24 protein-coding genes and 1 pseudogene are annotated in these 21,298 nt (G+C 73.5%); 14 read left to right on the top strand and 11 right to left on the bottom strand.

The window, feature by feature from the left end; genetic code table 11:
• Nucleotides 1-81: 81 nt before the first annotated feature.
• Nucleotides 82-888: a DUF3152 domain-containing protein gene (locus OIE51_RS18605; protein WP_326598857.1), complete on the bottom strand. Its 807-nt coding sequence runs from the start codon at nt 886-888 to the stop codon at nt 82-84.
• Between the two features lie 323 nt (nt 889-1,211).
• A complete protein-coding gene (locus tag OIE51_RS18600) occupies nt 1,212-2,072 on the bottom strand; it encodes an alpha/beta fold hydrolase (protein WP_326600687.1) in 861 nt (286 codons plus the stop codon).
• Between the two features lie 241 nt (nt 2,073-2,313).
• Between OIE51_RS18600 and OIE51_RS18595 the strand changes: the two genes are divergently transcribed.
• The 7 genes from OIE51_RS18595 to OIE51_RS18565 all read left to right on the top strand — a co-directional run bounded on the left by OIE51_RS18595 (nt 2,314) and on the right by OIE51_RS18565 (nt 6,821).
• Nucleotides 2,314-2,556 (top strand): hypothetical protein, encoded by a 243-nt coding sequence (locus tag OIE51_RS18595; protein ID WP_326598856.1) that lies wholly within the window; start codon nt 2,314-2,316, stop codon nt 2,554-2,556.
• A gap of 130 nt (nt 2,557-2,686) precedes the next feature.
• On the top strand, nt 2,687-3,313 hold the full coding sequence (locus OIE51_RS18590; protein ID WP_326598855.1) for a TetR/AcrR family transcriptional regulator: 627 nt from the start codon (nt 2,687-2,689) through the stop codon (nt 3,311-3,313).
• Nucleotides 3,314-3,428: 115 nt separating this feature from the next.
• Nucleotides 3,429-3,656, top strand: a complete 228-nt coding sequence (locus OIE51_RS18585; protein WP_326598854.1) for a DUF3107 domain-containing protein — start codon at nt 3,429-3,431, stop codon at nt 3,654-3,656.
• Between the two features lie 81 nt (nt 3,657-3,737).
• The gene (locus OIE51_RS18580) at nt 3,738-4,676 is read left to right on the top strand and encodes a DMT family transporter (protein ID WP_442811962.1); all 939 of its coding nucleotides are present in this window, start codon (nt 3,738-3,740) and stop codon (nt 4,674-4,676) included.
• On the top strand, nt 4,673-5,275 hold the full coding sequence (locus OIE51_RS18575; protein WP_326598853.1) for a suppressor of fused domain protein: 603 nt from the start codon (nt 4,673-4,675) through the stop codon (nt 5,273-5,275). Before OIE51_RS18580 ends, OIE51_RS18575 begins: the two co-directional genes overlap by 4 nt.
• Before the next feature lie 42 nt (nt 5,276-5,317).
• Nucleotides 5,318-5,956, top strand: a complete 639-nt coding sequence (locus tag OIE51_RS18570; protein WP_326598852.1) for a DUF6758 family protein — start codon at nt 5,318-5,320, stop codon at nt 5,954-5,956.
• 22 nt (nt 5,957-5,978) lie between these two features.
• Entirely contained in the window at nt 5,979-6,821 is an 843-nt protein-coding gene (locus tag OIE51_RS18565) for a PHP domain-containing protein (protein WP_326598851.1), read from the top strand.
• 562 nt (nt 6,822-7,383) lie between these two features.
• Here OIE51_RS18565 and OIE51_RS18560 read toward each other — a convergent pair.
• Nucleotides 7,384-8,226, bottom strand: coding sequence for an alpha/beta fold hydrolase (locus OIE51_RS18560; RefSeq protein WP_326598850.1), 843 nt, complete (start codon nt 8,224-8,226; stop codon nt 7,384-7,386).
• A gap of 34 nt (nt 8,227-8,260) precedes the next feature.
• Between OIE51_RS18560 and OIE51_RS18555 the strand changes: the two genes are divergently transcribed.
• Nucleotides 8,261-8,710, top strand: a complete 450-nt coding sequence (locus tag OIE51_RS18555; protein ID WP_442811961.1) for a 5'-nucleotidase C-terminal domain-containing protein — start codon at nt 8,261-8,263, stop codon at nt 8,708-8,710.
• A gap of 19 nt (nt 8,711-8,729) precedes the next feature.
• Here OIE51_RS18555 and OIE51_RS18550 read toward each other — a convergent pair whose 3' ends face one another.
• Nucleotides 8,730-10,223, bottom strand: coding sequence for a DEAD/DEAH box helicase (locus OIE51_RS18550; RefSeq protein WP_442811960.1), 1,494 nt, complete (start codon nt 10,221-10,223; stop codon nt 8,730-8,732).
• Nucleotides 10,224-10,768: 545 nt separating this feature from the next.
• Between OIE51_RS18550 and OIE51_RS18545 the strand changes: the two genes are divergently transcribed.
• The 3 genes and pseudogenes from OIE51_RS18545 (at nt 10,769) to OIE51_RS18535 (ending at nt 12,554) form a co-directional block, all read left to right on the top strand.
• Nucleotides 10,769-11,506 (top strand): ferritin-like fold-containing protein, encoded by a 738-nt coding sequence (locus tag OIE51_RS18545; RefSeq protein ID WP_326598848.1) that lies wholly within the window; start codon nt 10,769-10,771, stop codon nt 11,504-11,506.
• Between the two features lie 113 nt (nt 11,507-11,619).
• A pseudogene (locus tag OIE51_RS18540) lies at nt 11,620-12,006 on the top strand (PD-(D/E)XK nuclease family protein); the annotation flags it as partial.
• Nucleotides 12,007-12,023: 17 nt separating this feature from the next.
• Nucleotides 12,024-12,554, top strand: coding sequence for a hypothetical protein (locus tag OIE51_RS18535; RefSeq protein ID WP_326598847.1), 531 nt, complete (start codon nt 12,024-12,026; stop codon nt 12,552-12,554).
• On the opposite strand, the gene OIE51_RS18530 is transcribed toward OIE51_RS18535, so the two are convergent.
• Nucleotides 12,551-13,309: a hypothetical protein gene (locus tag OIE51_RS18530; RefSeq protein WP_326598846.1), complete on the bottom strand. Its 759-nt coding sequence runs from the start codon at nt 13,307-13,309 to the stop codon at nt 12,551-12,553. The genes OIE51_RS18535 and OIE51_RS18530 overlap by 4 nt on opposite strands.
• A 116-nt stretch (nt 13,310-13,425) precedes the next feature.
• On the opposite strand from OIE51_RS18530, the gene OIE51_RS18525 reads away from it, so the two are divergent.
• Nucleotides 13,426-14,601 carry an Mrp/NBP35 family ATP-binding protein gene (locus OIE51_RS18525; RefSeq protein ID WP_326598845.1) on the top strand — a complete coding sequence of 392 codons (1,176 nt, stop codon included), beginning with the start codon at nt 13,426-13,428 and terminating at the stop codon, nt 14,599-14,601.
• A gap of 66 nt (nt 14,602-14,667) precedes the next feature.
• On the opposite strand, the gene OIE51_RS18520 is transcribed toward OIE51_RS18525, so the two are convergent.
• The 5 genes from OIE51_RS18520 to sigE all read right to left on the bottom strand — a co-directional run bounded on the left by OIE51_RS18520 (nt 14,668) and on the right by sigE (nt 19,191).
• Nucleotides 14,668-15,348: a hypothetical protein gene (locus tag OIE51_RS18520; RefSeq protein WP_326598844.1), complete on the bottom strand. Its 681-nt coding sequence runs from the start codon at nt 15,346-15,348 to the stop codon at nt 14,668-14,670.
• Nucleotides 15,349-15,482: 134 nt separating this feature from the next.
• Nucleotides 15,483-15,932 (bottom strand): sec-independent translocase, encoded by a 450-nt coding sequence (locus OIE51_RS18515; RefSeq protein WP_326598843.1) that lies wholly within the window; start codon nt 15,930-15,932, stop codon nt 15,483-15,485.
• A 97-nt stretch (nt 15,933-16,029) separates the two neighbouring features.
• Nucleotides 16,030-17,496: a S1C family serine protease gene (locus tag OIE51_RS18510; RefSeq protein WP_326598842.1), complete on the bottom strand. Its 1,467-nt coding sequence runs from the start codon at nt 17,494-17,496 to the stop codon at nt 16,030-16,032.
• 70 nt (nt 17,497-17,566) lie between these two features.
• Nucleotides 17,567-18,394, bottom strand: a complete 828-nt coding sequence (locus OIE51_RS18505; RefSeq protein WP_326598841.1) for an anti-sigma factor family protein — start codon at nt 18,392-18,394, stop codon at nt 17,567-17,569.
• On the bottom strand, nt 18,391-19,191 hold the full coding sequence (gene sigE / locus OIE51_RS18500; protein ID WP_326598840.1) for an RNA polymerase sigma factor SigE: 801 nt from the start codon (nt 19,189-19,191) through the stop codon (nt 18,391-18,393). The genes OIE51_RS18505 and sigE overlap by 4 nt, the downstream gene beginning before the upstream one ends.
• 138 nt (nt 19,192-19,329) lie before the next feature.
• Between sigE and OIE51_RS18495 the strand changes: the two genes are divergently transcribed.
• Nucleotides 19,330-20,007 carry an O-methyltransferase gene (locus tag OIE51_RS18495; RefSeq protein ID WP_326598839.1) on the top strand — a complete coding sequence of 226 codons (678 nt, stop codon included), beginning with the start codon at nt 19,330-19,332 and terminating at the stop codon, nt 20,005-20,007.
• Between the two features lie 126 nt (nt 20,008-20,133).
• Here OIE51_RS18495 and OIE51_RS18490 read toward each other — a convergent pair whose 3' ends face one another.
• A complete protein-coding gene (locus tag OIE51_RS18490; protein WP_019434894.1) occupies nt 20,134-20,301 on the bottom strand; it encodes a DUF3117 domain-containing protein in 168 nt (55 codons plus the stop codon).
• A 207-nt stretch (nt 20,302-20,508) separates the two neighbouring features.
• Here OIE51_RS18490 and OIE51_RS18485 point away from each other — a divergent pair, with 207 nt between their 5' ends.
• Nucleotides 20,509-21,294, top strand: coding sequence for an enoyl-CoA hydratase/isomerase family protein (locus OIE51_RS18485; RefSeq protein ID WP_326598836.1), 786 nt, complete (start codon nt 20,509-20,511; stop codon nt 21,292-21,294).
• Nucleotides 21,295-21,298: the final 4 nt, after the last annotated feature.

Here is a 21,298-nt window from a genome sequence, read left to right as displayed (position 1 = left end):
ACGGTTGTCCGTCACACCACCGGAAGGGGTGAAGAATCGTGTCTTTCCGACGAGTTCAGTCGTTAACGCGCCGGACGCGGCTCAGTTCTCGGGGTGCGGCCACGGATTGGGGCGGCACGTCACCCCGTTCGAGTCGAGGAACTTGGTCTGCTGCATCATCACCGGCGCCGGCTCGCCCTCGCCCGGGCACAGCACGTGCCCGTAGCCGAGTCGGTGGCCCACCTCGTGGTTGACGAGCATCTCCCGGTACCCGCCGATGTCGTTGCCATAGGTCTCCGACCCCTGTGCCCAGCGCCAGGCGTTGATCATCACGCGCTCGGTGCTGGAGGAGTTGCAGGAGACGTTGTCCTCGGTGATGTCGAGGCCCGAACGGGCGCACCAGTCGGCCGTCGTGCCCGGGCTGGCCAGGGTGACCACGAAGTCGTGATCACCGGCCGAGACGCGGGCGAAGGAGCGCTCGCCGGCGTTACCCCAGCCGCGCTGGTCGTTGAGGGTGCGGTGGACGACCTCGGCGAAGAACTCGGGATCGAGCCCGAGCCCCTCCTCGACATCCACCCGGTACCGCAGCACCGTGGCCGCCTCGGGATCCGCCGCCGCATCGCTGCCGCCGACGGGGACGAGCTCCCCCGAGCCGGTCAGCTCGGGATCGAGCTCGAACAGCGTGTGCATCAGCTCGTCGTACGTGGGCTCCGCGTCCGCGCCGCCCGAGGGCGCCCCCTGCCGGGGCTCGGGCAGCACCTCGCCGACCCTCTGCTCGCCGCCACTCTGCTCGCCGGCCTCGGCCGAGGGCCGTTCGGCGTCGGCCACATCGCCGCTCGCCGCGTCGGGACCGACCCCCCGCACCGCGATGAAGACGGCGAGCGCCGTCACCGCCGCGGCGGCGGCCACTCCCGTGAGCTTCCGGCCCCGGCCCCGCTTCCGTTCGGCGCGGTGACGCGGGCCCGGCCGCCTATCCCCGGGACCGGACCGGCGGACCGGCGTCTGGCCGCTCCACCCGGCCGTCGGCGGAACCTCCCCCGGAGGCGGGAGATCGCTCCACCCCGGACGCCGCTGTCCGGGGACGCGGCTTCCGTGGGTGTGCTGGTCGTCGAAGGCATCGAGGTACTCCTGACGAGGGCCTGGAAACGGTGCGGGTCCCGGTCCGTGGGGCACCGCCGCCTCGGGCGGCGGAATCGGCGGTATCGGGGGGTCACGGTGGTCCATCCGGCCCCCTAGCCGCCCTCTGCCGCGGCGGTCGCGACGACGAACTCCCGGAAGGAGCGCGCCACCTCGGCCGGATACTCCATCATCGCCACGTGCCCGGCCTCGGGCATGACCACCAGCCGCGAGGACGGGAAGGCCCGGCTGGCCCGCTTCGCCATTCTGAACGACACCAGCCGGTCCCGCACCCCGTACACCAGCAGGGTCGGCGCGAGCACCCGCTGAGCCTGGCGCCACAGCGAGTGCTGACCGGTCAGCGTGTAGGCGTTGACGATGCCGCGCGCCGTACGGCTGAGCGAGTCCCAGAAGTACGGCAGCGCCTGCCGCCGCTCCAGCTCCGCCTCCGCCGCGGTGAACTCGTCCAGCGTGATCCGCGCCGGGTCGCCGTAGCAGAGCCGCAGCACCTGGCGGGCGCGGTGCGCGGCCGGCAGCTCCCGCGTCATCCGGCGCATCAGCCGGGGCATCCCCGGCATGCCGAGCAGCCCGGTGGGCAGCGCGGTGCGCTGCGGTGGCAGCTCGGGGAGCGCGGGCGAGATCAGGGTGACGGTGCGCACCAGGTCGGGCCGCAGCGCCGCGACCCGGGTGGCGGCGGCACCGCCGAGCGAATTGCCGAACAGGTGAACGGCTCCCCGGCCGCTCGCCTCCAGACAGCGGATGACCGCTCTGGCGTGTCCGTAGACGGAGTAGTCGCCGTTGTCGGGTGGTGGCGAGGCGCCGAAGCCCGGCAGGTCCATGGCCTCGCACTCGACCTCGGTGGACAGCAGCTCCATGAGCGCCGACCAGTTGCGTGACGAGCCGCCGAGGCCGTGGACGAAGAGGGCGGGTTCGAGGCCGTCGCGCGCCGCCGCGCGGCGGCGCACCGCCAGCGTCATTCCGGGCAGCGCGACAGTCCGCAACGTCTCTCCGTCCCGGACTCCCGGCCAGCCCTCCGCGGCGGCGAGTGCGGCCTGGGTCCGCAGCTCCTCGATGGTTGGCATGGGCGCAATATTACGAGCCCGTCACGCTCCTTACACGCACCCGTCCGCGTCCGGCGGCGATTCGTGAGTTCGCCTCCGTCCCATCACCCACCTAGGCTGGGCCTTCCCCCCACGCGCTCCTTCGGAGGTCGAAGACATGACCCAGGATCCGAAAGAACCCGAGTCGCTCGACGAGTTTCTCGACGAGGAGCAGGAGGAGGAGCTGTTCGAGGAGGGCCTGGCCGACGAGGCCCCCGAGGCGGACACCGCCGAACAGCGCCTTGAGCTGCTGCAACGCCACGACCGCCCGCTCTCCGAGCGGGGTCCGGAGGACGCGGACCCGGCCGACGCGGCCGAGCAGGCGCGGGTCGTCGACCCGGGCGACGATGAGTACCGGTGAGGCGCGGACTGTCCGCAGAGTGAAATCCTCCCCCCGCGCAGCACTCTGCGCGACTACTCGAAAGTAGGATGACGAGACGGCGTTCGATCGGACGCCTTTTTCGTGCAGACCACGACCACCGGGAGGCGGCGTGACAGCCACTGAGCACACGGAGGCGCGCCCACGCGGCACGCGCCTACCGCGCCGGGCCAGACGGAATCAACTGCTGGGCGCGGCGCAGGAGGTGTTCGTCGCTCAGGGATACCACGCGGCGGCGATGGACGACATCGCGGACCGCGCCGGCGTCAGCAAGCCGGTGCTCTACCAGCACTTCCCCGGCAAGCTCGAGCTGTATCTCGCGCTTCTCGACCAGCACTGCGACGCGCTGGTACAGGCGATCCGCAAGGCTCTGGCCTCGACCAGCGACAACAAGCAGCGCATCGCCGCCACGATGGACGCCTACTTCGGGTTCGTCGAGCACGAGGGCGGCGCGTTCCGGCTGGTCTTCGAATCCGACCTGACCAACGAGCCCGCGGTGCGCGAGCGCGTCGACCAGGTCTCGCTGGACTGCGCCAAGCTGGTCTGCCCGCTGATCACGGAGGACGCCGATCTGCCCGAGGACCAGTCGATGCTGCTGGCCGTGAGCCTGTGCGGCATGGCGCAGATCACCGCGCGGCACTGGCTCCGGTCGGGGCAGAAGCTGCCCCGCGACATCGCGAGTTCGCTGACCGCTTCGCTGGCGTGGCGCGGCATCGCGGGCTACCCGATGCAGCACTGAGCTGTTCGCTCTGGGCGTGGCCCGGCCGTCGACGGGCACGGGAAACGCGCGGCTAACCTGTGCTCAGTACGGCGCGGACCATCGCGCACGTCATGGACCAGCGGAGGGACAAGCCGTGGAGATCAAGATCGGCGTTCAGCACACGCCGCGCGAGATCGTTCTCGAAAGCGGGCAGTCTGCCGAGGAGGTGGAGACCTCGATCGCCGAGGCGCTTGCCGGCACCGGCAAGCTGCTCACCCTGGTCGACGAGCACGGCCGGAAGATCCTGGTCCCCGCGGACCGGGTGGCGTATGTGGAGATCGGCCAGCCGGCCCAGCGCCGGGTGGGCTTCGGGGCGCTCTAGGACACGCCCGCACGACATCGGGACGGCGGCCGGCGGGTGTCGGCCGCCGTCCCGTTTGGCATGGAACGAGGAGGAGGGGCCGTGTCCGCCACCGGCACCCGCCGCGCCGGCGCCGCGCGGGCGCCCGCGTCCGCCGCGCGAGCGGCCGGGACCCGGCTCGACGCCGCGCTGCTCGCGGTCGCGGTCGGCGGCGTCTCGCTCTCCGGCCCGCTGGTCGCGGCCACCGCCGCCCCGGCGTTGGCCGTCGCCTTCTGGCGCAACGCCCTGGCCGTCGCCGGGCTCGCCCCCGTGGTGGCCCTGCGCGGGCGGCTGCGGACGGAGCTGGCCGGTGTCGGCAGCCGGGCGCTGCTGCTGTCCCTGGCCGCGGGCGCGGCGCTGGCGGCGCACTTCGCGCTGTGGCTGCCCAGCCTCCGCCTCACCTCGGTCGCCTCGTCCGTCGCGCTGGTCACCACGACACCCATCTGGACCACCCTGCTGCTGCGCCTGTCCGGCCACCGGCCGCCCGTGGCGGTCGGGCTCGGCTCGGCGGTCGCCTTCGCCGGGGTGCTGCTGCTGACCGGCGTGGACCTGGCCGTCTCCGCCGAGGCGCTGGCCGGCGACGCGCTGGCGCTGGCCGGCGGCATCACGGCCGCCGGCTACGTGCTGATCGGCGCGGAGGTCAGGCGCACGGTGAGCACCACCGCCTACACCTTTCTCTGCTACACCACGACCGCCGTCCTGCTGCTCGCCGTCTGCCTGATGGTGGGCGTGTCGCCGGTCGGCGGCTACAGCGGCGAGACGTGGCTGAAGCTGGGCGTGCTCACCGTGGCCGCCCAGCTCCTCGGCCATTCGCTGCTCAACCGGGTGGTCCGGGGCCTCGGCCCGTCGATCACCTCCACCGCGCTGCTGCTGGAGACACCGGGCGCCGCCCTGGTCGCCGCCGTGTGGCTCGGCCAGCTCCCGCCGGCCGCCGCCTGCCCGGCGCTCGCCGTGATCCTGCTCGGCCTCGCTCTCGTCATCCGAGGTGAACGGACGCCATGACCGACACGACCGACCTGCTCCCCCGCGTGGAGGAACGGCTGCGCGCCACCCTCGGCGAGCCCGACGCCCGCGCCGCGGTGACGTTCGTGGGCACCGACCGGATCCAGGTGCTGCGCTTCGCCGACCCGGACCAGGGCCTGGTGCGGTACGCGACGCTCGGCATGTCCGCCGCGCCCATGACCGACCCCACCGCCGTCCTGGCCGACCCGGTCCGCGGCCCGCGCGCCGAGCTGGTGCTGTCACTGCGCGCCGGGCGGGCGGCGACGGACGAGGTGCTGCGTCCGCTGGCCGTGTTCGCGGCGTCCCCGCAGGTCGAGGGGGTGGTGGTGGCGCCGGGCGGCTCGCTGGAGCTGGGCGGGCCGCTGTGGCCGGACGCCTCGTTCACCTCGGTGCTGGTGGCCGAGCCAGGCGGGCTGGTGCCGGACCTGGAGCTGCCCGAGCCGTACGACCCGGTCCGTTTCCTGCCGCTGCTGCCGATGACGCCGAACGAGGCCGCGTGGAAGCGGGTGCGCGGCGCCGCCGCCCTGGAGGAGCGCTGGCTGATCAACGGGACGGATCTGCGCGACCCGCGCCGCACTGGGGTGCCCCTGACGGACTGACCCGCTTGACGGACGGGCGGCACGGAGGGACTGTTGTACCCCATGAGGGGCGAACCCAGTTGCCCGAAATGCGGTGGACGGGTGAGAGCACCCGGTCTCTTCGCCGACTCCTGGCAGTGCGCCACGCACGGCGCCGTCCATCCGCTCCAGCCCATCATCCCGCCCAGCGTCAACGCGCTCACGGTGGTCGTGAACCATGCCCGGGTCCCGGTGTGGATGCCCTGGCCGCTCCCGGTCGGCTGGCTGTTCACCGGCGTGGCCCGCGCCGGGGACGACCGCGACGGGGGGCGGGCCACCGCCGTCGCGTGCTCGGGCCCCGGACCGCTGGGCGGCCCCGGTGAGCTGCTGCTGATCGCCGAGGAGCTCGGCGTCGGCCTCGGCGCCCGTTACGCGGGCGTGGCCGGGCCCGATCCGGCCCCGTATCTGGACGTGTCGAAGCAGCCGCCGGTCAAGGTGCTGGCCGCCGGGCGCCCCACGCCGCTGTGGCTGGCCAGGGGCACCCCCGAGGACCGGGCGGTGTTCGTGGGCGAGGCGATGGGGCTGTGGCTGTGGGCGGTGGTGTGGCCGCAGCAGTCCGGGCTGTTGATGTACGACGAGATCGTCCTGGCCGACCTGCGCGACGCGGGCGCGGAGATGGACCTCGTGCCGTGCGGTGCCCTGTCCCCCCGGATCATCTCCTGAGACGGCCCGATACCCTGGCCGGGTGCGCATCGATCTGCACACTCATTCGACGGCCTCGGACGGCACGGATTCGCCCGCCGAGCTGGTGCGCGGCGCCGCGGCGGCCGGGCTCGACGTGGTGGCCCTGACCGACCATGACACGGTCGCCGGCTGGCCGGAGGCCGCGGCGGCGCTGCCCCCCGGGCTGACGCTGGTCACCGGCGCGGAGATCTCCTGCCGCCTGGACGGCATCAGCCTGCACATGCTTGCGTATCTGTTCGACCCGGACGAGCCGGAGCTCGCCCGCGAGCGGGACCTGCTGCGCGACGACCGGGTGCCGAGGGCCAAGGCCATCGTCGCCAAGCTGCGCGAGTTGGGTGTGCCGGTCACCTGGGAGCGCGTCCGCGAGCTGGCCGACGGCGCGGTCGGGCGCCCGCACATCGCGACGGCGATGGTGGAGACCGGGGTGATCCCCGACGTGTCGGCCGCGTTCACCAGCGAGTGGATCGCCGACGGCGGCCGGGCGCACGTGGAGAAGCACGAGCTGGACGCCCGCACGGCCGTCCGCCTGATCCGCAACGCGGGCGGCGTCGCGGTCTTCGCCCACCCCCTCGCCGCCCGGCGCGGCCGGATCGTCTCCGACGAGGCGATCACCGAGCTGGTGGCGGCGGGCCTGGACGGCGTCGAGGTCGACCACATGGACCACGACCCACCCACCCGCGACCGCCTCCGCGCGATGGCTCGCGACCTGGGCCTCCTGACCACGGGTTCGAGCGACTACCACGGCACGCGCAAGACGTGCGTGCTCGGCGAACACACGACGTCCCCCGAGGTCTACGACGAAATCACCACTCGCGCGAAGGGCACCCGCCCCATCACCGGCTGACCGACCGCACCAGGCCGGCACGGCCCGGGCGACGGGCACCCGCCGGCCGGCCACCGGCCTCACCCGCCACCCATCCGCGACGCCGCGACAGCACCAGCCGGGCACGCCGACCCCGGGCCGAGACCCGGGAGATTCCCCGCCCCCTCCCAAGGCAGCCGCACCAAGCCGGCACGGCACAGGCGACGGGCACCCGCCCGCCGGCCACCGACCGAGACCGGGCGACGGCCCGGACCGCCCGGCTCAGCGGGACGGCACCGGGACGGACAAGGCTCCCGCCCCGCGCCGACCAGCCGCCGAGCACGACACCTCGTCCGTCGCCGGCCGCCTCGCGCGGAGACCGCGGACCGGGAGGTGTCCCGCGCGCCCGCCGAGCGCGATCGCACCGCACTGGCGGGTCACCCACCCGACCGGGACACCGCCCTCGCCGTACCGACGCGACGCGGTTTCCCTGACAGACGCCATCCGCGCCGTCGGCCGTCCCCGGCCTGGGCCCTGTCGAACGCCGGGCACCCCACGTTCGCCGACCCCCGCGCCGCCACAACGGGAGCCGTCGCGGCCGTCGCTACAGCTCGGTCCAGAAGTCGATCAGGGCGGCGGCCGTCGCGGCGGGCTGTTCGGCGTTCGGGGAGTGTTCGGCGTCCTTGATCACCGTGCGGCGCGCGTTCAGCCGTCGCGCCATCCGGTCCAGCAACGGCACCGGCCACGCGCCGTCCCGTTCGCCGGAGAGCACGTGCAGGGGCAGGCCCGCGGCGGCGAGCCGTTCCACGCGATCCGGTTCGTACCGCAGCGTGCGGCCCGTGGCCCGGAGCTGGGCCGGCGCGTTGGCCAGCCAGCGGCGCAGCATGAACTCGCCGATCTCGCCCGGCTCCTCACGCGGATGCCACACCCGCCACACCGCGCGCGGCCCGAACACCGGCAGTCCGGCCGTCAGCGCGCGCACCTTCCAGCGCGGCCAGCGCGCGACCCGCCCCGGGCCCGAGCCGATCAACGTCAGCGAGGCGAACGGCGACCGTCCGGCCGCCGACGCCCGCAGCACCGCGCCACGCGAGATCAGACCGCCCAGCGAGTGCCCGACCAGGTGCGCCGGCCCCCCGGCCAGCGCGTCGGCCTGGGCCAGCACGTCCTCCGCCAGCGCGCCGATCCCGAACGCCACGCGCCCGTCCGCGCACAGCGACTCGTACTGTCCGCGCCCGTCCACCGCCACCGCCCGGAACCCCGACTCGGCCAGCGGCGCGAGCAGGGCGATGAAGTCCTCCTTGCTCCCGGTGTACCCGGGCACCAGCAGCGCCGTCCCGACCGGCTCGCACTCCGGAGCGGCGTCGAGCACGGCGAACTCCCCACGCCTGGTGGCGAGCCGATAGGCCCGCACACCGGCGGGCGGCACACAGAACGGCGGTCTGCTCACCCCTCGACAGTAACCGAGGCGACACCCGTGAGGGGTGGCCCCCAACAGCCCGTTCCGCCAGGAATCCAGGCGCGTTACGACCTGCTCACCGGCCGCGCGCTCCTTCGTCCTGACCCCGGCGGGCGGGGCCATCGATCCGCGGGCCCTCACTCACGCCGACCACGTCCCGGACTACACCTACGCCGTCGGCGGCGGCGTCACGTACGGCATCGACACCGCCCAGCCGGCCGGATCGCGCGTCACCGGCCCGCGGTTCGCGGGCGAGCCGGTGGCCGACGACGCCGAGTTCGTCCTCGCGGTGAACAACTACCGGGCCAACGGCGGCAACTTCCCCCACATCGCGGGCGCCGAGCGGATCTGGTCGGACTCCGACGAGATCCGCGACACCCTCATCGACTGGGCGCGGACGAGCGGCCGGATCGACCCGGCCGCCTTCGCCTCGGTGGACTGGCGCCTCACCAGGGACGGCGCACCCGTCTTCTGACGGACGGGCCGCCGCGCGCTCAGCCCTCGGCGCCGGCGCCCGAGCCCGCGGCTCCCGCCTGCTCACCGCGGGTGCGGCGGCGCCGGCGGCGCGGGGTGCGCGGAGTGCTCGCCTGCTCCTCGGACGCGGCCGGGGCCGCCCCCTCGGCCGACACCTGGGCGGCGCCCCGGGTGCTCTCACCGGCGTCCACGACCGCGACCGCCTCCGCGCCCTCGGCGGGCGCCGACCCGCCACGGGTGCGGCGGCGCTGCCGCGGGGTACGCGGCTGCCGCTGCGGCTGCGGACGGCTCTCCCGCGGGCCGGCGCCACGGCGCCGGCCGTCGGAACCACCGAGGTCCTCGACCTCCTCCGCCTCCAGACCGGCCCGCGTCCGCTCGGCGCGCGGCAGCGTCCCCCTGGTGCCCTCGGGGATGCGCAGCGCCTCGAACAGGTGCGGCGAGGTCGAATACGTCTCGGGCGGGTCGGGGAACGCCAGCCCCAGCGCCTTGTTGATCAGCTGCCAGCGCGGGATGTCGTCCCAGTCGACCAGCGTCACCGCGATGCCGGTGGCCCCGGCGCGGCCGGTGCGGCCGATGCGGTGCAGGTAGGTCTTCTCGTCCTCCGGCGTCTGGTAGTTGATCACGTGGGTGACGCCGTCCACGTCGATGCCGCGCGCGGCGACATCCGTGCAGACGAGCACGTCGACCTTGCCGTTGCGGAACGCGCGCAGCGCCTGCTCACGGGCCCCCTGCCCGAGGTCACCGTGGACGGCGGCGGCGGCGAAGCCGCGCCGGCCGAGCTGCTCGGCGACATCGGCCGCCGTGCGCTTGGTGCGGCAGAAGACCATGACGAGCCCCCGGCCGTCGGCCTGGAGCATGCGCGCGACCATCTCCGGCTTGTCCAGCGAATGGGCCCGGAAGACGTGCTGCGTGATGTTGGCCACAGTGGCGCCCTCGTCATCGGGCTCCGTGGCGCTGATGTGTGTGGGCTGGCTCATGTACCGGCGGGCCAGGCCGATGACCTGCCCCGGCATGGTCGCGGAGAACAGCATGGTCTGCCGCTTCGCGGGCAGCCGCTCCATGATCCTCTCCACGTCGGGGAGGAAGCCCAGGTCCAGCATCTCGTCGGCCTCGTCGAGGACGAGGCAGCGCACCTCGGACAGGTCCAGCTTGCGCTGCCCCGCCAGATCCAGCAGCCGGCCCGGCGTGCCGACGACGACGTCGACGCCCCTGGCCAGTGCCTCGACCTGCGGCTCGTACGCACGGCCGCCGTAGATGGACAGGACCCGGACGTTGCGGACCTTGCCGGCGGTCAGGAGGTCGTTGGTCACCTGCTGGCACAGCTCGCGGGTGGGGACGACCACGAGCGCCTGGGGCGCGTCGGTGAGCTGATCGGGCCGGGCGCGGCCGGCCTCGACGTCCGCCGGGACCGTGACGGCCTCCAGCAGAGGCAGACCGAAGCCGAGCGTCTTCCCGGTGCCGGTCTTGGCCTGGCCGATGACGTCGCAGCCCGCGAGAGCGACGGGGAGGGTCATCTCCTGGATGGGGAAGGGCGTGGTGATTCCGACGGCCTCAAGGGCCTCGGCGGTTTCGGCCAGAATTCCGAGATCTCGGAATGTGGTGGTGATAGCGGACAGGGTGATTGCCTCTTCTGTGTGACGCGGCACACGGCGGCGAGGCGGGTCGTGCTTACCGCGCCTGGTACCGGCGGCCCCCGGAAAGGGGCCGGCCGTCCGGCGCGGGACCCGGTCGTCTCGCTCAAGCGCTTGCACCGCGCGAGCGGGTCCCTCGTGCCGCGAGCTGTGCGGGGGCCTCGGACACCGTCCGGGGCTCCCCCACCGCACCGCGCGGAGGGCTGGTCAGGTCGGAGCCGATCGGGCCACCGACCGGGCATCCGCGGGGGGTCCCGGGGCTCCGTACTTACCGGGCCCAGGAAACTCCAGCATGGGGACGGACCCACCACATACAAGTGGGCCTCTCTAGCACTGTACCCCGGAACCGCGCATATGTGTCAGGCCCCGTACGTGAACGATCCGGCCACGGTCGGCACAGGGCCGTCACCGGGCTATTGTGCACAGGCATGGAGACGCCGCAGACCCCAGAGACCTCACCAGCGCCCGAGACCGGGGTCGCCGCGACGGACTGGGCGCAGGCGTCCGCCGACCCGCGGTACCGGGCGGCCGTGGTGGATCTGCTGGGCGCGCTGGCCTACGGGGAGCTGGCGGCCTTCGAGCGCCTCGCTGACGACGCCAAGCTGGCTCCCACCCTCGCCGACAAGGCGGCGCTGGCCCGGATGGCGACCGCCGAGTTCCACCATTTCGAGCAGCTCACCGAGCGGCTGCGCCGGATCGACGAGGACCCGACGACGGCGATGGAGCCGTTCGCCATGGCCCTGGACGAGTTCCACCGGCTGACCGCGCCGTCGGACTGGCTGGAGGGCCTGGTCAAGGCGTACGTCGGGGACGCGATCGCCGCCGACTTCTACCGTGAGGTGGCCTCGCGGCTCGACTCGGACACCCGGTCGCTGGTGCTGAGTGTGCTGGACGACACAGGGCACGCCTCGTTCGCCGTGGAGAAGGTCCGCTCCGCGATCGAGGCGGAGCCGCGCGTCGGCGGTCGGCTGGCCCTGTGGGCCCGTCGGCTGATGGGCGAGGCCCTGTCCCAGGCCCAGCGCGTGGTCGCGGACCGGGACGCGCTGTCCACGATGCTGGTGGGGGGCGTGGCGGACGGCTTCGACCTCGCGGAGATCGGCCGGATGTTCTCCCGCATCACGGAAGCCCACACCAAACGCATGGCAGCCCTCGGCCTGTCCGCGTAACCCCGGCCCGCCGGAAGCCCACCCCGGGGGCTCGGCCCACCTCCCCGAGCCCCCGAGCCCCCCGCCCAAGGCATCGGGCGGAGCCCCGCCGCCCTGCCGCGACCCCGGACGTCCTGCCGCGCCCCCCGCAGCCGGCCGCGCGGCGCGGAACGCGCTTCCACGCCTGGGTCGAGTCGCGGTTCGAGGCGCTGCCGCTGCCCATGCTGGGTCTGGACGAGCTGCCGGGCGGCGATCCGAAGGAGGACGCCGAGATCCGCGACGAGCGTGAACTCGCCGCGTTGAAGGAGGCGTTCAGCCGCACGCCGTACGCGACACGGACGCCGTACCGGGTGGAGGCGCCGTTCCGCGTCCAGCTCGCCGGGCGCGTGATCCGGGGCCGCATCGACGCCGTGTACCGGACGGCCACCGGTGGCTTCGACATCATCGACTGGAAGACCGCCCGCCGCCAGGACGCCGATCCGCTCCAGCTGGCGATCTACCGGGTGGCGTGGGCCCGGGAGGGCCCTATGCTCGGGCCATGGTGACCGCGTTCGATCTGGCTCTGATCGAGGAGTCCGCGAAGAAGTCCTCGCTGGTGTGGGTGCGCGGCTCCGAGGGGGTGGCGCGGGGCTTGTGGCATGTCTGGCACGACGGTGCCGTATGCCTCGTCGGTGGGCCCGGCGAGCAGCCGTTCGACGGGCTCGGGCTGGCCGACGGGGGTCCGGCGACGGTGAGTTGCCGGAGCAAGGACAAGGGGGGCCGACTGATCGTCTGGCCCGCCCTGGTGGCCGAGCCGACGCCGGACGGCGAGGTGTGGCGGGCGGCCGTGAACGAGCTGCGGGGCAAGCGGCTGAACGCGCCCGAGACCGCGGAGGCCCTGGCCGCCCGCTGGGCCACCGAGTGCCGGGTCCTGCGGCTGACGCCGTCCGGCGAACCGCTCCAGCGCCCCGACACCATGCCCACGGCCTCCCCCGCCGCCGCGCCGCCGCCCACCCCCGCCAGCACCCGGCTCCCGGTCCCCTCCGGCCTCCCGGCCCGCCGCCGACCGGGCCGGTCGCGCCAGCGCTAGTCGCCCGGGGTGATGATGTCGTCGCCGTAGTCGACGATGTCGTCCTCCTCCGGCGCGCGCAACGCGAACGCCTCGCCCCAGTCGTCCATCATCAGCTCGCCCGCCGCGCCGCCACGCTCCAGGCGCATCGGATAGGGGGCGCCGTCCAGGGAGACGTCCATCGCCCCGCCCTCGCCGCCGTCCGCCTCGACGCGGATCGTCCGAACGCCCTCGACCTCGCCGCGCTCGCCCGTCTCCCGCTCGCCGTCCAGCGTGAGCAGCCCCTCCAGCAGGGTCTCCTTGTCGGTGAAGCCGGTGAGCTGCCCGTAGGCCGGGTCTTCGGGGGCGACGCGGACGTACTTGCCGTCCAGCTTCTCGGCCGGATCGGACTCCAGCTCCTCCGGGATGCCCTCGCTCTCCCAGAACGCCTCGTCGGCCTTGATGTACAGGTCCTCGCCGACCCGCAGCAGCTCGAAGGTGGCGCCCTCGGCGGACACCTCGCCGACGGCGCCCTCCTCGCTGAGCCGGACGTCGAGCCGATAGGACTGGCCTTCACTGATGACCGTGCCGGACAGCCGGACCGCGGAGGCGTCCACCGCGGCCTGCCGGGCCTGCTCCTCGATCTCGGTGGCGGGCAGGTCACCCATGCCGTTGGTGCCCTCGTCCGGGTCGCCGGAGCCGCAGCCGCCCAGGGTCAGGGCGAGCGCTCCCGCGCACGCCGCGGCCACCGGAATCCTGCGCCACCTGAGGAGCGATGCGGAGGCGGGTGGTGTCACGTCGGCTGCTCTCCTCGGCGATGCGCGGCTGCTCGCCCCGCAGCGTACCCGCACCCCCGGCACCCGCTCCAAGGGCCGGTCTCCTCCACTCGCTACCGAGCCGTACCATCGGGTGCATGGCTACCGACACTCCCCCAGCCTCGGGCGCGACCGGCGAGGTCCCCACCGAGGATGCCGTGCGCGCCGCGCTGAAGCGGGTGAACGACCCCGAGATCCACCGGCCCATCACCGACCTCGGCATGGTCAAATCGGTGGACATCGCCGCGGACGGAACGGTCACGGTGGGGGTGTACCTGACGATCCAGGGCTGTCCGATGCGGGAGACGATCACCACCGAGGTGAGCCGGGCGGTGCTCGGCGTTCCCGGGGTGACCGACGCGCGCGTCGAGCTTGACGTGATGAGCGACGCGCAGCGCAAGGAGCTGGCCGTCACGCTGCGCGGCGGGCAGGCCGAGCGCGAGGTGCCGTTCGCCAAGCCGGGCTCGCTGACCCGGGTGTACGCGGTGGCCTCGGGCAAGGGCGGCGTCGGCAAGTCCTCGGTGACGGTCAACCTGGCGGCGGCGATGGCGGCCGACGGGCTGAAGGTCGGCGTGGTGGACGCGGACATCTACGGCCACTCGGTGCCGCGCATGCTCGGCACCGACGCGCGCCCCACCCAGGTGGAGAACATGATCATGCCGCCCTCGGCGCAGGGCGTGAAGGTGATCTCGATCGGGATGTTCACGCCGGGCAACGCCCCCGTGGTGTGGCGCGGCCCGATGCTGCACCGCGCGCTCCAGCAGTTTCTCGCGGATGTCTACTGGGGCGATCTCGACGTACTGCTGCTCGACCTGCCGCCGGGCACCGGTGACATCGCCATCTCGGTCGCCCAGCTGGTGCCGGGCGCGGAGATCCTGGTGGTGACCACGCCGCAGCAGGCGGCGGCCGAGGTCGCGGAGCGGGCCGGCTCGATCGCGGTGCAGACGCACCAGAAGATCGTCGGCGTGGTGGAGAACATGGCGGGGCTGCCCTGCCCGCACTGCGGCGAGATGGTCGACGTCTTCGGCTCCGGCGGCGGGCGGCGGGTGGCCGAGGGACTGACGCGGACGACCGGCACCGAGGTCCCCGTGCTGGGCTCGATCCCGATCGACGTGCGGCTGCGGGAGGGCGGCGACGAGGGGAAGCCGGTCGTGCTCTCCGACCCCGACTCCCCGGCCGGCGCGGCGCTGCGGAAGATCGCGTCCTCGCTCGGCGGACGGACGCGCGGTCTGGCGGGGCTGTCGCTCGGCATCACGCCGCGCAACAAGTTCTGACGGCCGGGCCGGTCGTGGTGGGTGGGCAGCCGAGCACCGCCCACCCGCGCGCCCGCCGCCGGACGGCTAGGCGTAGCTCTCGATGTCCGTGACCACGGAGAAGCCCAGGCCGTAGGCGCTCATACCGCGCCCGTAGGCGCCGATGTGGACGTCGTGCTGGGCGGCGCCGGCCAGTACCCAGCCGTACTCGGACTCGCGGTAGTGGAAGTCGGTCGGCACACCGTCGACGGGCAGGGAGAGCGACGACCAGCCGCCCCCGCGCAGATCGTCGGCCAGCTCCCAGGCGATGGCTGTCTGCTGTTCGAGCCAGTCCTGTCGCAGGGCCCGCTCCATCTGGGGCGGCCAGGTGCACGAGAGCAGTCCGGAGCCGGCCAGCCAGGCGGCCGAGGAGACCGAGGTGGCCTCCAACACGCCCATGCCGTCCGGGCTGCGCCGCACCGGACGGCTGGCGACGGTCACCACGACGGCGAACCGCTGCTCCTCCTGGCCGATCTCACCGCGCAGCGACGGCTCGTCCCCGTGGCCGGTGGAGCCATACTCGACCGCGCCGTCGGCCGCGACCCCGACCTGCATCAGCCAGCGCGGCCCCGTGAACGCCTCGTCCAGTCCGTACCAGGGGAATCCGGCCATCAAGTAACCTTCCAGCGCACGGCGCGCTCCAGGCACCCCCTGCGGACCGGCCTGCCCCCCGGACGCGCCTGGGCCGCCTGTCGCGTCATGCGGCTCCGCCCGACTCGTCGTCTCCATGTAACGCGACGCCTCCTCATTGCCCTGTCCTGGGCACACCCCGGACATAGGGAGGATAGCCATCCCCATCCGGGGTGTCGGGCAGGCCGGGAGATCGGTCGGGGTCATATCCCCCCGAAACCGCGCGTTTCCACTCAGGTGGCGTCGGCGTCGAACGGCGGGGGCTCCTCGGGCGGCGCGGGGCGGGCGGCGCCGTCGCCGTCCTTGCCGAGCCGGACCCGGCCACCGGGCTGCTTCCCGAGGTCGGCGCGGTCGGCCGGGCGGCCGTTGATCGCGTCGGTGACCTCGGACAGCTCCTTGCGCATGTCCAGGTTGCTCGTGAGCTCCTTGAGACCCAGGTCCTCGTTGTCCAGCAGGTGCTTGCGCGCGAATGTCCTGGGGTTGAGGTCCTCGAAGTCGAAGTCCTTGAACTCCGGGCCGAGCTCGCTGCGGATGTCGCGCTTGGCGCTGTCGGAGAATTCGCGGACCTTGCGCAGGAACCCGGCGGTGTCCTGGATCATCTTCGGCAGCTTCTCGGGACCGAAGACGAGGATGGCGAGGACGACCAGCGCGATGAACTCCAGGGACCCTATATCGAAGAACACCTGACAGCTCCCTTACGCATGCGGTAGATGGCCACGGTACCCGCCGGGGGCGGTCAATGGGAGACGCCAGGGGACACGGCGCGGTGAACGACGGCCGTCAGTCACCGGTCGACTCCCCCAGCACGACCGTCAGGGTCCGTGCGTCGCCGCCGCGCTCGATGGTCAGGGTCAGCTCGTCGCCCGGCCGGTGGCTGCGGATCTTCACGATCAGCTCGTCGCTGCCCCGCACCGGCGCGCCGTCGACCTCGGTGATGACATCGCCCTCCCGGACTCCGGCCTCGTCCGCCGGGCCGCCCGGCACGACGGCCGGGTCGCCGGTGGAGCTGCCGACGCGGGCACCCTCGCCGAGATATCCGGTGTCGAGGGTGACCCCGATGACGGGGTGGGTCGCGCGGCCGTGGTTGATGAGCTGCTCGGCGACGTCCTTGGCCTGGTTGACCGGGATGGCGAAACCCAGGCCGACGCTGCCCGACTGGCCGGCCTCGAAGCCGCCGCTGTCGGCGGTGCGGATCGCGCTGTTGACACCGATGACCCGGCCGTTGAGGTCGACCAGCGGACCCCCCGAGTTCCCCGGGTTGATCGGGGCGTCGGTCTGGAGGGCGTTGACATAGCTGATGTCGGATCCGTCCGCCTCCTCGCCGCCGGCCGTGATCGGGCGCTCGGTGGCGCTGATGATGCCGGAGGTGACGGTGCCCTCCAGGTCGAACGGGGCGCCGATCGCGACCACCGGATCGCCGACCCGCACCGCGTCGGAGTCCCCCAGCGTCAGCGGGCTCAGCCCGGAGACGCCCGAAACCTTGACCACGGCCAGGTCGTAACCGCTGTCCTGGCCGACGACTTCGGCCCGCGCCCGGTCGCCACTGCCGAAGGTGACCTCTATCACGCCGCTCTCCCCCGCCGGGCGCACCACATGCGCGTTGGTGAGGATGTGGCCGTCGTCGTCCAGGACGAAGCCGGTGCCGGTGCCGGCCGCGCCGCCGCCCGAGACGTGCAGGGTGACCACGCCGGGCAGCACCGCGTCCGCGATGCCGGCGATGCTTCCCGCCGGCCGCGGCGTCTCCTCCTCGGCCACGGCCTGCGGCAGCCGCACCTCGTCGAACGCGCCCTCGCGCTCCAGCAGGACCCCGATGCCGCCGCCGAGGATGCCGGCGAGCAGCGCGATCACCGCCGCGCCGGCCACCAGTGGTGCGGCCCGCGGCCGGTCCTGGTCCGGACCGGCCGGGGGCGCGGCGGCGGGCGGCGGGGCGAGAGCCTGCGGCGGCAGCGTCGCCGTCGCTCCCGCGGCGGCCCACGGGTCGTACCGGCTGGGCGGCTCGCCGCCGGGCAGGGCGGTGCCTCGGGCAGGAGTGGTCATGGGCGGCGACGACTGCGGGAGCGGTGGGGGCGGGACGTGCGTGCCCGCGGGCGGCGTGGGGCTGGGCCGCTGGACAGGGGGCGCGGGCGCCCAGGGACCGGGCTGTCCGTAGGGCGGGGTGCCGTAAGGATCGTGGCCCGGCCGTGCCTCGGGGTCGTCCCCCTGGCTCTGCCCGGAGGAGCCCCAGGAGGCGCCGTTCCCCTTGTCCATAGCCGCCGTCCCCATCGTGTCCGCGTCGTCCTGTCCCGGTATTGCATTCAACCAGGTCAGTCGGCCGAAATCAGCGGGGGCTCACGGCTCCGAAAAGGCTCGGTCCCGGCGTGGCGGCCGACCCCGGCGCGGAGACGGAGCCCAGAGCGAGGCTGGCCCGGAAGAGCGGGAACAGCTGTCCGCTCGGCATGACCGGCCCGGCGGGCGCGCTCAGGACGGCCAGCCCGGCCGCCTGGGCCGTGGTCAGCACCGCGGGCAGCCGCGACTCCTCGTCGGAACGGCCGACCACCGTGCGGGCCCCGCTCACCGGCGTCGCGCCGCTGCCCGCGACGCTGCTGGCCGTGGAGGAACCGGCGGTGACCGTGCCGCCGCCTGGACCGGCGGTGGTCATGGCGCCGCCGATGGCGAACGCCGCGAGGGAGACCGCGCCCGCGGCGGCGAAGGCGAGCCGGTGGCCTCGGTGCGCTCGCGGGACCCCCGGCTCGTGTATGCGGAAGCCGCGCGCGGTCCCGAGGGGGGGCGGAGCGAGCAGCGACTCGCGCTGCCTGCCGCCTGGCAGCAGCCCCAGGCTTAACGTCGAGGACCGGTCGGCCGGCGATCCGGCCGGGCTGGTGCGGCCGGTGGGCTCCGGGGGCTCGGCGGACGAGGCGTCGTCGGCGGCGGACGGCAGCCCCTGCAATCTGGCGAGCAATCCGTCAGAGGGGGTGGGCAGCGAGCTGGCCGCGAAGACGCTCTTCAGCTCCCGCTGCGCGTCCGCCTCGGCCTTGCAGCTCGGACAGGTCGCGAGGTGCGCCAGCACGCGGTCGCGGCTGTCATGGGACAACTCACCGTCGACGAGCGCGGCCAGACTCTCCCCGAGGTGGTGGTCGGCCGGGCCGGTCTCAGCGGCACTGGTCACGCCGCCCCGCCTTCCCCGGCACACGGCGCGGCGGGCACCGCGGCGAGAACGGCGTCGGCCCGCTCGGCGCGCACGCGCGGGGAGCGGTGGCGCAGGGCCTTGCGCAGGTGCGAGCGGCCGCGGTGGATCCGGCTGCGGACGGTGCCGAGCTTCACGCCGAGCGTGGTGGCGATCTCCTCATAGCTCAGGCCCTCGATGTCGCAGAGGACCACGGCGGCCCGGAAGTCCGGCGCCAGCGTGTCCAGTGCCTGCTGCACGTCGGCGTCGAAGTGCGTGTCGTTGAAGTACTGCTGGGGGGTGGGCTCGCGACTCGGCAGCCGGTCGGCCGCGTCCTCGCCCAGGGCGTCGAAGCGGATGCGCTGCTTGCGCCGCACGGAGTCCAGGAACAGGTTCGTCGTGATGCGGTGCAGCCAGCCCTCGAACGTACCGGGGGTGTAGGTGGACAGCGAGCGGAAGACCCGGACGAAGACTTCCTGCGTCAGGTCCTCGGCGTCGTGCTGATTCCCCGTGAGCCGGTACGCCAGCCGGTAGACCCGGGCACTGTGTGTGCTGACGATCTCTTCCCAGGACGGCGGGGCCCACGTCGTGCCGTCGGCGCCCTCGTTGAACGTGGCGACGGCGGTGGTGGTGCCGTCAGCCGCATCGGTAGTGGCCTGCGCGCGGTCGGCGTCAGCGATCTCGGTCACGGAATTCGGCCCGCCGGAAGACCTCAGGAGGCGTTTCAGCATCCCCCGGCCAGTGGACGTGGCCGCACCTCCCCTATCGGCTCTGGTGGTGTCCAGTGGAGTCCCTACCATAGCCACCTGCCCCGTTAGCTCCGGATAAGCATTCCCGCTCGGTTTTTCGTGGCCGATACGCTCCGCGCTGCGGCCCGTAGCATCCAACGTCCGATCCGGGCGCCCTGTTCCCCGGCGGAGTCGATACAGTCAAAGCGCGTGAAAGACGGGGGACAGGAGAGGGCCATTACCGGCAACCGGCTGACGAGCTGGGCGTTCGCCGAGGCGTACGGTGCGCCGGACGCCGAGACCCCCATGGGGGCGGCGCTGCGCTGGGCCCGTGACCGGTCGCGGGAGGCCGGGGTCCGCCCGGTCTCGCCGGGCACCGGGGACACCCTGCGGCTGCTGGCCACCGCCTCGGGCGCCCGGGCGGTTGTCGAGATCGGCACCGGCACCGGCGTGTCCGGGCTCTATCTCCAGGCAGGCATGCGGCCGGACTCGGTCCTCACCACGGTGGACACGGAGCCGGAGCGGCAGCACTTCGCCCGGCAGGCGTTCCGCATGGCGGGCTTCGCCGCCAACCGCGCCCGCTTCATCCCCGGCCACGCCCTCGACGTCCTGCCCCGGCTCACGGACGGCGGCTACGACCTGGTGTTCTGCGACGGCGACCGCCTGGAGTACCTGGAGTGCCTCGCAGAATCGTTGCGGCTCCTGCGGCCCGGTGGGCTGCTCTGCTTCGCGGGGGTCTTCGCCAACGGGCGCACCGTCGACTCGGCGGCCCAGCCCACCGAGGTGCGCAAGCTGCGCGAGCTGCTGCGCACGGTCCGGGAGACCAAGGACCTCGTGCCGGCACTGCTGCCGGTCGGCGACGGTCTGCTGTGCGCGGCGCGGGCCTGACCCGGAGGGGCCGGAACGGGCGGCGGGAACGGCCGGAACGAGCGGCGGCGACAAGACGGCGCTGCCCCGGAACACGATCCGGGGCAGCGCCGAAAGGCCGAGGGAATCAGCTCGGAGCGCGGCGGCTCAGCCGGTCACCTTCTTGAGTTCCTCATCGAGCGCGACCGCCTCGTCCGGGGTCAGCTCGACGACGAGTCGGCCACCGCCCTCGAGCGGAACGCGCATGATGATGCCCCGCCCCTCCTTGGTCACCTCAAGCGGACCATCGCCCGTCCGCGGCTTCATGGCCGCCATGCTCGTTCCCCTTCCTGGACCAGCTCGTCGCAGCCGGCGAACGCGAGCGCCACCGGCGTCGAACACATTGCTTCAGGTCATTATCCCGCATGGAACGTCCCGATGACCAACATTGGGCGGTCTCCCTTCGGCAACACGCACGCGCAAAACCACTCAATTCACCGATTGTCTCGCCATACCGCGGAGCCCTCGGTCATGCTGTGCGCCATGGCCGACACCGTGCTCTACGAAGTGACCGACCGTCTCGCGACTGTCACGCTCAATCGCCCGGAGGCGATGAACGCCCTCAATGTCGCGATGAAGGAAGCACTGCGGGACTCCTTGCGGCGCGCGGCGTCGGATTCCGGGGTGCGGGCCGTTCTGCTGACGGGCAACGGCCGCGCGTTCTGCGTCGGCCAGGATCTCAAAGAACACATCGGGGCGCTCGACGAAGAAGGCGATCCGCTGCGGACCGTGGGTCTCCACTACAACCCGATCGTGGACGCGATCACCGGAATGCGGAAACCCGTCGTGGCGGCGGTGAACGGAGTGGCCGCGGGGGCCGGATTCGGCTTCGCGCTGGCCGCCGACTACCGCGTGGTGGCCGAGAGCGCCTCATTCAGCACCGCCTTCGCGGGAATCGCGCTGACGGCGGACTCGGGCCTTTCCTGGACGCTGCCGCGCGCCATCGGCCCGGGGCGGGCGGCGGATCTGCTGCTGTTCCCCAGGAAGGTGGCCGCGGCCGAGGCCGAGCGGCTGGGCATCGCGCAGCGCGTGGTCCCGGACACGGAGCTGCCGGGGGCGGCCCGGGAGGTCGCGCTGCGGCTGGCCCAGGGGCCGACGCTGGCCTACGCCGCGATCAAGGAGTCGCTGGCGTTCGCCGCCGGTCACCCCCTGGCCGAGACGCTGGAGGTGGAGGCCAGGCTGCAGAGCCAGGTCGGCGCGTCGGCCGACCACCGGGCCGCCGTCGCCGCGTTCGTGCGCAAGGAACGGCCCACGTTCCGGGGCGAGTGAGCCC

It is taken from the genome of Streptomyces sp. NBC_01803 (assembly GCF_035917415.1).
Classification (GTDB): domain Bacteria; phylum Actinomycetota; class Actinomycetes; order Streptomycetales; family Streptomycetaceae; genus Streptomyces.
This window is presented reverse-complemented; position numbering and strand designations above follow the sequence as displayed.

Bases quoted from the DNA above. Each gene is read 5' to 3' on its own strand.
- OIE51_RS18600 (WP_326600687.1), bottom strand. From the start codon at position 2,072: ATGACGCTGGCGGTGCGCCGCCGCGCGGCGGCGCGCGACGGCCTCGAA.
- OIE51_RS18595 (WP_326598856.1), top strand. From the start codon at position 2,314: ATGACCCAGGATCCGAAAGAACCCGAGTCGCTCGACGAGTTTCTCGAC.
- OIE51_RS18575 (WP_326598853.1), top strand. From the start codon at position 4,673: ATGACCGACACGACCGACCTGCTCCCCCGCGTGGAGGAACGGCTGCGC.
- OIE51_RS18570 (WP_326598852.1), top strand. From the start codon at position 5,318: ATGAGGGGCGAACCCAGTTGCCCGAAATGCGGTGGACGGGTGAGAGCA.
- OIE51_RS18550 (WP_442811960.1), bottom strand. From the start codon at position 10,223: ATGACCCTCCCCGTCGCTCTCGCGGGCTGCGACGTCATCGGCCAGGCC.
- OIE51_RS18545 (WP_326598848.1), top strand. From the start codon at position 10,769: ATGGAGACGCCGCAGACCCCAGAGACCTCACCAGCGCCCGAGACCGGG.
- OIE51_RS18535 (WP_326598847.1), top strand. From the start codon at position 12,024: ATGGTGACCGCGTTCGATCTGGCTCTGATCGAGGAGTCCGCGAAGAAG.
- OIE51_RS18525 (WP_326598845.1), top strand. From the start codon at position 13,426: ATGGCTACCGACACTCCCCCAGCCTCGGGCGCGACCGGCGAGGTCCCC.
- OIE51_RS18520 (WP_326598844.1), bottom strand. From the start codon at position 15,348: ATGGAGACGACGAGTCGGGCGGAGCCGCATGACGCGACAGGCGGCCCA.
- OIE51_RS18510 (WP_326598842.1), bottom strand. From the start codon at position 17,496: ATGGACAAGGGGAACGGCGCCTCCTGGGGCTCCTCCGGGCAGAGCCAG.
- sigE (WP_326598840.1), bottom strand. From the start codon at position 19,191: ATGGTAGGGACTCCACTGGACACCACCAGAGCCGATAGGGGAGGTGCG.
- OIE51_RS18490 (WP_019434894.1), bottom strand. From the start codon at position 20,301: ATGGCGGCCATGAAGCCGCGGACGGGCGATGGTCCGCTTGAGGTGACC.
- OIE51_RS18485 (WP_326598836.1), top strand. From the start codon at position 20,509: ATGGCCGACACCGTGCTCTACGAAGTGACCGACCGTCTCGCGACTGTC.